The organism is Frankia sp. CgJB1 (genome assembly GCF_977947065.1).
The window spans coordinates 1-7,373 of sequence record NZ_CDWTNB010000195.1 but is presented as its reverse complement, the minus strand read 5'-3'; the positions used below and the strand labels follow the sequence as shown (position 1 = coordinate 7,373).

The window sequence follows — 7,373 nt, the reverse complement described above, 5'->3', positions numbered from 1 at the left end:
TTACGGTCACCTTCAGACTGCCGGGACTTTGGAACATCGAAACTTTCATGTCAATCGATCTGGCCACCAGACACGGCATCAGTACATGCTCGTCCATGAGACTCACCCGAAAATACTGGGCGGCATAGTTCTTCAGTTCCGAACAACATTTTGACGCCAATGCGTACGTTACATTTTCCGCCACCACCATCGCCAGCGTGATAGCCGTGGTCTCGCTGATCCTGGCGGTCGGCCTTCTGAATCTCTGCACGGTGGACGGAAAATGGTAGACGACAGCCCGTGTGCCGGCGAGAAGAGTCTCCATGCGGATGTTCCTGCGCTGTTCGGCGCGGCGGACGACCTCGTCGACGTACTGCTGCGGGGTCCATGTAGCGGCCCGATCCGCGGCCTGTCGGGCGTGCTGGTCTGGCTGGGAGACAGGCCGGCTCTGCTGCTGCGGGAGCTGCTGCGGCGAGCCGACTGGTGTTGGCGGGGTGGGAGACGGTTCGGCCGGGGAGGGTGAGGCTGGACGCCGTGCGGACGAAGGCAGCGGGTCGGGGTGCTTGCTCTCCCAGGCGAGGCGGCGGGCAGCGGCGACCGCGCCGAGGGCGACCGCCATGTCCGGGTCGTCTACCTGGACGACCGGGCGCCCGGTGTGTCGCTGGATGTGCTCGGTGACGGTCGGCAGCCGGCAGCTTCCGCCGGCGGGCACCACGGCCACGATCTGGTCCCAGCTCAGCTCGGCGGTGGCGCGGATCAGGTCGCACTCGGCCAGGGTCCGGTCGATCAGCGGGCCTACGGCCTCGGCCAGCTGACCGCGGGTGAGGGTGAACGGCTCCGGCGGGTCGAGGACGGTGAGAAACTGGTAGGCCTCTGGCTGGGTGGCGAGCGTGCACTTCAGCCGTTCGCAGTCCTCCCGCAGCAGGATGCGGCGGCGCAGCACGTCCTCGTCGTCGGGGTCCCCGTCCAGCACCTTCACGCTCTGCGGCAGGCGTTCCCGGACGAGCCTCAGGATCGCCCGGTCGAAGGCGCCGCCGCCCACGTCCGGCAGCCCGCCGACGCGGCCGAGCGTGGTGTACTCGCCGCCGTTACCCCGCGCGCCGCTTTGGACGATCGCCGCGTCGAACGTCCCGCCGCCCAGGTCGTAGACCAGCACCGGCAGCCCGGTCTCGGAGAGGCGGGTGCTGCTCAGGGCGTGCAGCGCTGCCGCGGACGGCTCCGTGACGAGCTTGGTGCGGGCCGGGTCGAATCCAGCGACCTTGGCGGTGCGGCGCATCAGGTCGCGTCTGGCCCGCTGCCAGCTCGCCGGGACGGTGATGACCACCTGCTCCGGCTCGCCCTCGCCGGCGATGCGTTCCTCAGCGCAGGTGCGTAGGAATCGCAGGACCTCGGCGGCGAGATCGTGCGGCTGCAGGACACGGGCGCCCAGCATGCTGGGGATGTCCATGCCAAACTCGCGTTTGAACTCGGCGCGGTAGTACTGCGGGTACTGCTGCCGCTGGTGCTCCGCGGCCGCTCCCACCGCCAGGCTGCCGTCCGGCCGGCCGCAGACCGAGGTACGGAACGAGGTCTGGCCGTAGGACGAGGACGGGTCACGGATGGTGAGCACGGAGCCGTCTGGCCGGCCGATGACGACGGCGGAGTTCCAGGTGCCGAAGTCGATGCCCAGCACCAGGCCGGGAGCGACCGTCATCGGACGGCCAGCGCGTCGACGCGGTCGAGCAGGTGCTGGCCGACGGCCAGCCGGTCAATCAGCACGGCGCGGCGCTCGTCGCGGGCCTGCCCGGTGGCGGCGTGACTCTCCCGCAACCTGCGCCGGGTCGCGCCAAGCGCGTCCAGCTCGGCACCCAGCAGGTCGGCGAACTGCTGCTCCACCCGAAGCCGGGCATGGGCGGCACCTACGTCGAAGGTCTCCAGGGCGCTCCTGGTGGCCGTCACGATCTGGTCGTGCAGGCTGCGCCGCAGCTCCTGGACGGCGCGGGTGGAGACGGCGCGGCGCTGGTCGAGCTGCGTCCTGACATCCTGGAAGGCGTCCTGGAAGGCGGTGCCCAGCTCGATCACCGTTTTCAGGGACTGGAACGGGCCGCCGGAGGATGACGACTCCGCCCCGAAGGAGCTGACCGGCCCGCCGAAAGCCGTGGCCATGCCGCGGCCCATCACGAACCTGACCAGCAGGGAGGCGATCTGGGCCGGCGGCGTGTTCCGGGTGACCGCACCAGCGACTATCTTCATACGCTCACGCAGTGTCACCCGCTGTTCGCGGGCCGCCCGGACGATCTCGTCGGTGTCGGGCACCGGGATGTCGGCTGCGTCCACCAGACTCCCGGCCTCGATGCCAAGGGTGTCCGCGTTGGTCGGTGGGAGATGCCTGGAGCCGTCGACGGAACCGCCGGCCGGGCTGGCCGTGCCGGTGTGGGCGGCCAGCGTCTCGTAGGCGTCCCGGGCGATGACAGCGACAGCGCGCCGAGCCTGGTCGGCCGCGGTGGCGAGGGTGCGGGTGCACTCGACGGCGGCCGCCCGGAGCCGTTCGATCTCCGCGGCCGGGTCGGGGCCGGCGCCGGCCGCAGTGGCACCCGGTTCGGCGCCATCCGCCGCGGCGAAACCGGTCGGAGCGATGCCGGCCAGGGCGAGGGCCTGCGCCGCCGTCGCGAAGTCGGCCGCCAAGGCATCCCGGACCGGGGGGATCCGCTCGGCCCAGATCGCCTCCAGCACGCTGTGCCAGAACGCCTCCGCGGCGGTCAGGTGCCGCAGGCGTTCCTCAGCCTGGTCGAGGTCGGCGGTGGCCCGCTGCCAGGGCGCATCGTCGTCCATGATCTGCAGCTCGTCGCGAAGCGTGGCCTGGGCCGCGGCGAGCGCGCCCAGCAGGCCGTCGAGGGCGCGGTCGAGCCGCGCGGCCTCGGTACGCGCGCCGACGCCCTCCCACAGAGCCTCTTCCAGCTCGGAGAACCCGGATCTGGTGTCCGGTCCCGGGTCCGGCATTCCGGACCCCAGCTCCTCCAGGTACTCCAGCCGGCGGTAGGTCGACACAGGAAACACGGGGCTCTCCGACCCGTGCTCCCCGGCTAGGCCTGCGATCTTGGTGCGGGTGTCCCGGACAACGATCTGCGGGTCCCGGACCTTGTCGGTTTTCGTCACCACGGTGAGGACGGTGTCGCAGGCCTCCAGCGCCTCCCGCAGAAACCGCAGCTCGCCAGTGGTGAGCGGCTCCACCGCGTCCACCACGAAGACGAGCACGTCGGCCCGGCCGAGGTGGCTGCGGGTGATCGCACTGTGGGCCGGGTCCAGGCTGCCGATGCCAGGCGTGTCGACGATCACGATGCCGGAGCGGAGCCGCTCCACAGGTGCCTCGATCCGCACACCCGCCACCCGCCGCCGGTTGCCGGGGTTGCCCTGCTCGACGACATGTTCCGGGAGCTGGTCCACCCCGATCTCGACCTCGGTCTCGGCGCCTTGCCCACCCGTGCCACCGCCACCAGCAGCGGGTTCCCGGCGGCGCACCCAGGCACGGTCGGCGGGCCCCCAGGCAAGCGCGGAGACCACACACGTCGCCACGTCGACGTCGGACGGGAACAGGTCCGGCCGGCCGACCAGGCTGGACTTGCCGCGTTTGAACTCGCCGCAGACGACCACGTGCCGCCGGTCGGACGCCAGCCGCTCGTAGTCCTCCCGCAGCCGCCGCCGCACGCCCGCCCCGACGAGATCGGCGGTGGCCACCTCGACCTCGTCGGACAGCTCCAGTACCGCGCGCCGGACCGTGTCGAGTCCGGAGCTCCTCGCGGCCTCGGTTCCTTCCCTGCTCTCCGGGGACTTCTCGACAGCCCTGGGAATCCCAGGCATCGGCAGGCTGGTTTCGGTCATGCCGGTGCTCCCGTGTCGATCACTGCGGTCGTCGCGGCGGCCTCGGCCTCGGGATGGCCGAACACGGTCACCTGCTGCGGCCGCAGCAGGTCGTCACGCCAGCGGTAGCCGGGGCGGATGGTCGCCGCGATGTGCCCGGTGAGGTCACGCCCGGCGGTGTCCGGGGCCGGGCGCCGGTTCAACACCTCGTGCCGCCGCGGGTCGGCCGGGCCCTCGTCCCGGACAGGATGCACCTCGCAGACCGGCAGCAGATCGGCGAGGGACTGGCGCACCCACGCCAGCGCGGCCGGGTCCAGCGGCGCGGAGCCGACCTGCCCGACCAGCACGTCCAGCCGGTCCAGCACGTCGATGACCCGCAGGGCCACCGGATGCGGCTCCTGCGCGCCAGGCTCTGCGAACCCGTCCCCGTCCCCGGGACGGGAGACGACCCCGACGGGAGCCGCGGCGCCGGGAGTCGCGGCGCCGCTCCGGGCCGAAGCGGTCTGATCGAGGTGCCGGTTGCCGGCCCTGACGAGCGCATCGATCTGGCGGGCCAGGGCGTCGAGTTGGCGCGTGAGCGCGACCAGCCGGTCGACCACCCAGGACGGAACGCCGTCGGTGTCGTGGCCACTCTCCGGCCCGCGCCGCCGTGCCAGCCCGCGCAGCAGGCCGGTCATCGCGAGCCCCCCGCCGGTGCTGTCCTGATGGACCCCTTCATCGTTTCCCCGTCTCCTCGTTTTCCGCCATCTCCGAGTCGTCCGCCGTCTCGCCGTCGGCGTGTTCGTCGTAGGCGAGCAGAGCCCGCGCACGGGCGATCAGGTCGGCCGCGTCGGCCGCGCGTTGCCGCAGCCGGCTGTAGCAGCCCAGCAGGGTGCGGGCCGCGCCCTGGGTCGCCGCGTCCAGGGTCGGGTCGGCCTGCCGGCGCGCCCACACCTGGACGCGCCGTTCCGCGGCGGCGACCAGCTCCGCCGGGGTGGCCGCGGCGGGCAGGCCAAGCCGGTCGGCGCAGCCCCAGCCGTGCTCGCCGGTCACCCGGAGCACCTCCTCGGCCTCCGCCGCCGTCAGGTCGAGATCGCCCCGGTAATGCGCGGCCAGCAGATCGAGCTCGTGGAAAGCCGGCTCCTCGGCACGGGCCCGTTCCAGTTCCTCCGCCAGATCCTCGACCATCTCCGGCACCAGCCGGCCGGCCCGCACGACCCTGGTCCGGGTGCGGACGAGCACCGCGTCGACGTCACGCAGCCCGCCGTCCATCCTGATCAGATCTGCCCGGTTACCGAAGTGCCCAGTCAGGACGCGACGCAGCTGCGCCACCCCGCTGTCCCGCACAAGCTGGGCGCGCAGGGCCTCGGGGCCCAGCCCATCGCGCAGATACCGGGGCTGCGAGCAGCACGCCCCAGCCGCCCAGCCGGCCGTGCACACACTGCCGCGCCTGCTGGGGGACATCGATCCCGGGGCAGCTCGGGGCGGTGAACCGGTCGGCGTCGGCCAGACCACCCGCCGCACCACCGCGAACAGGTCCGCCAGCTCGTCGGACGCCCCGCCGTCCGGACCTGGGTTGCCGGTCGACCAGTCGGTTGAACACGTCACTGTCGACAGCGCCGCTCACGGGATCCGCCACACCGCTCACCGGCCGCCACCAGACCTGATCAAGCACTGGACACGGTCGACAGCCTGGCCGCGCCAACGGGACCCGGCACAGCCCGCGGCCCCCAGGTCTGTGCGGAGAACGCGGCGCAGGGCGGGTGCCTGGCTGCTCTGCCCCGCGTTCCAGTCGACCGACGACGGCTGGTGTGCCATGGTCAGCACGCGCCGCGGATGAGGCATGCGTGCTCTTTCCACCACGTGAGGACGACTCCCAGAACCAGATTCTCGTGAATCGCGACGATGCGCTCGGCATCGAAGGACCAGTTGATCTGGAAGAGGCCACCGGGCAGTAGGCCGCAGACTCTACGACCGACCGAGTTTCCCCCGACCTGCGCGTACCACCATCCATTCACTGCCTGGTTGCATTCCGCATGAGCGGCAAGCGACCGCGTGGCGACCGTCAGATACTCCAGCAGGTGAGAGTCCCGGAGATACCGGAGGAACTGCACCCGAAAGTAGCCCGCGGTCGTCTTACAGCTTATTGCTGCCCAGGCGTTCCACGGCTCTCCTTCCAGATTTGTCCGGGCCTCGCAGGTGCCCAGATCTATCTGGTACGGGTCGAGCATATTGTAGATTTCCCGGTGACGGGCCTGAAGGGACGCGGGCAGCGTAGGCGTCGTCGCCTGGCTTCGGGGAGAGACGGTGACGCTGACCGACTGGCGGCGGTGGTTCGGCTGGTCGGACTCCCCGGCGGTGGCAATGATAGCGAGGGCGACCGCAGGAATCGCGGCGAGCAGCAGAACAGCGACGAGCACCCAGCGGACCCGGCGAGACCGAGACCTGGCCGGTCTGCCCCTGTTCTCCGTCGGCTTCTTCGACTTCCTCTGCTTCCCGGACCACGGCCAAGCGGTAGATGCCGTGGCGCCCGGTTGGCCATCCGCTGACGGATCCCAGCCCTGTGCCCAGGGGCGGACGGTGGCGAGCTGATCGGGCTCCGCCAGAGCGTCGGAGCCATGATCGGCGGTGGCTGTGTGATCCGCGGCTGTCTGGGTCCGAGGGGAGCGCGCGGGCGCGGCGAAGGCCGGCTGTGGCATCTCGGCCGGCCCTGTCGTCGATGGTTGCGCGGGTTCCTGCGCGGACGGAGCAGGCGGAGCCGGAGACGCGGGATGCGTCGCCGCCGATGCGGGGCTTCGTTCCGTGGCCTCGCGCAGGTCGTCGGCGAGCCGGACAGTGAAGCCCGAGCGACCGACCCAGCCCGGGCCGAGGGTCTCGGTGACCGCATGCGCGAGGTCGAGAGCGAACGAGTGGGCGTCCTGGTGGCGCTGCCCCGGGTCCTTCGCCAGGGCACGCATCACGACCTCGGCCACCATGGGCGGCACACCGGCCGGCGGGTCGGGAGGCGTGTTCAGATGCTGCAGGTAAAGAGCCGGCAACGACAGCTGCTGGAACGGCGGCGCCCCGGTGAACAGCTCATAGAGAACGATTCCCAGGGCGTAGATGTCGGTGGCAGGGCCCAGACGGCCGCCGGAGATCTGCTCGGGTGCCATGTACTTCGGGGTGCCGACGACAGCGCTGGCGGTCGCGGCCGTCCCCGCGAAGATCTTCGCGATACCGAAATCGGTGACCTTCAGCGTGTCGGCGACATCAAAGAGAATATTGTCCATCTTGACGTCACGATGCAGCACCCCCTTGGCGTGGGCAAACGAGAGCGCCTCGGCGACGGCCAGCCCGACCGCGCAGCTCTGCTCCGGGAGCATTCCTTTCCGCCGACGGGTGAGAGTCCCGCCGGCGAGCAGCTCCATGATTATCAGGCAGAGCCCGTCGTCCTCGACATAGTCATAGACCCGGACGACATGCGGATGGTCGATGCCCGCGAGTAGCCGTGCCTCGGACTCAAAACTCTCCTGGGCCTCCTCGCCACTGGCGGCAAGTACCTTGATCGCGACCGCGCGGTCCAGGCGACGGTGCCGCCC

Annotated in this window: 5 protein-coding genes; all 5 read right to left on the bottom strand. The window is 71.1% G+C overall.

From position 1 onward, the window contains the following. The coding region (locus AC08OT_RS17585) for an Hsp70 family protein (protein WP_476594455.1) at positions 1-1,672 on the bottom strand (1,672 nt) is incomplete at its 3' end. Beyond that, positions 1,669-3,837, bottom strand: coding sequence for a dynamin family protein (locus tag AC08OT_RS17580; RefSeq protein WP_476594454.1), 2,169 nt, complete (start codon positions 3,835-3,837; stop codon positions 1,669-1,671). The genes AC08OT_RS17585 and AC08OT_RS17580, both read right to left, overlap by 4 nt. Continuing rightward, positions 3,834-4,493, bottom strand: a complete 660-nt coding sequence (locus tag AC08OT_RS17575; protein ID WP_476594453.1) for a hypothetical protein — start codon at positions 4,491-4,493, stop codon at positions 3,834-3,836. Before AC08OT_RS17575 ends, AC08OT_RS17580 begins: the two co-directional genes overlap by 4 nt. Positions 4,494-4,530: 37 nt before the next feature. Beyond that, complete coding sequence (locus AC08OT_RS17570) at positions 4,531-5,403, bottom strand: hypothetical protein (protein WP_476603053.1); 873 nt, start codon at positions 5,401-5,403, stop codon at positions 4,531-4,533. A gap of 212 nt (positions 5,404-5,615) precedes the next feature. Next, positions 5,616-7,373 (bottom strand): serine/threonine-protein kinase (locus tag AC08OT_RS17565; protein ID WP_476603052.1); only part of this gene is annotated, 1,758 nt, incomplete at its 5' end.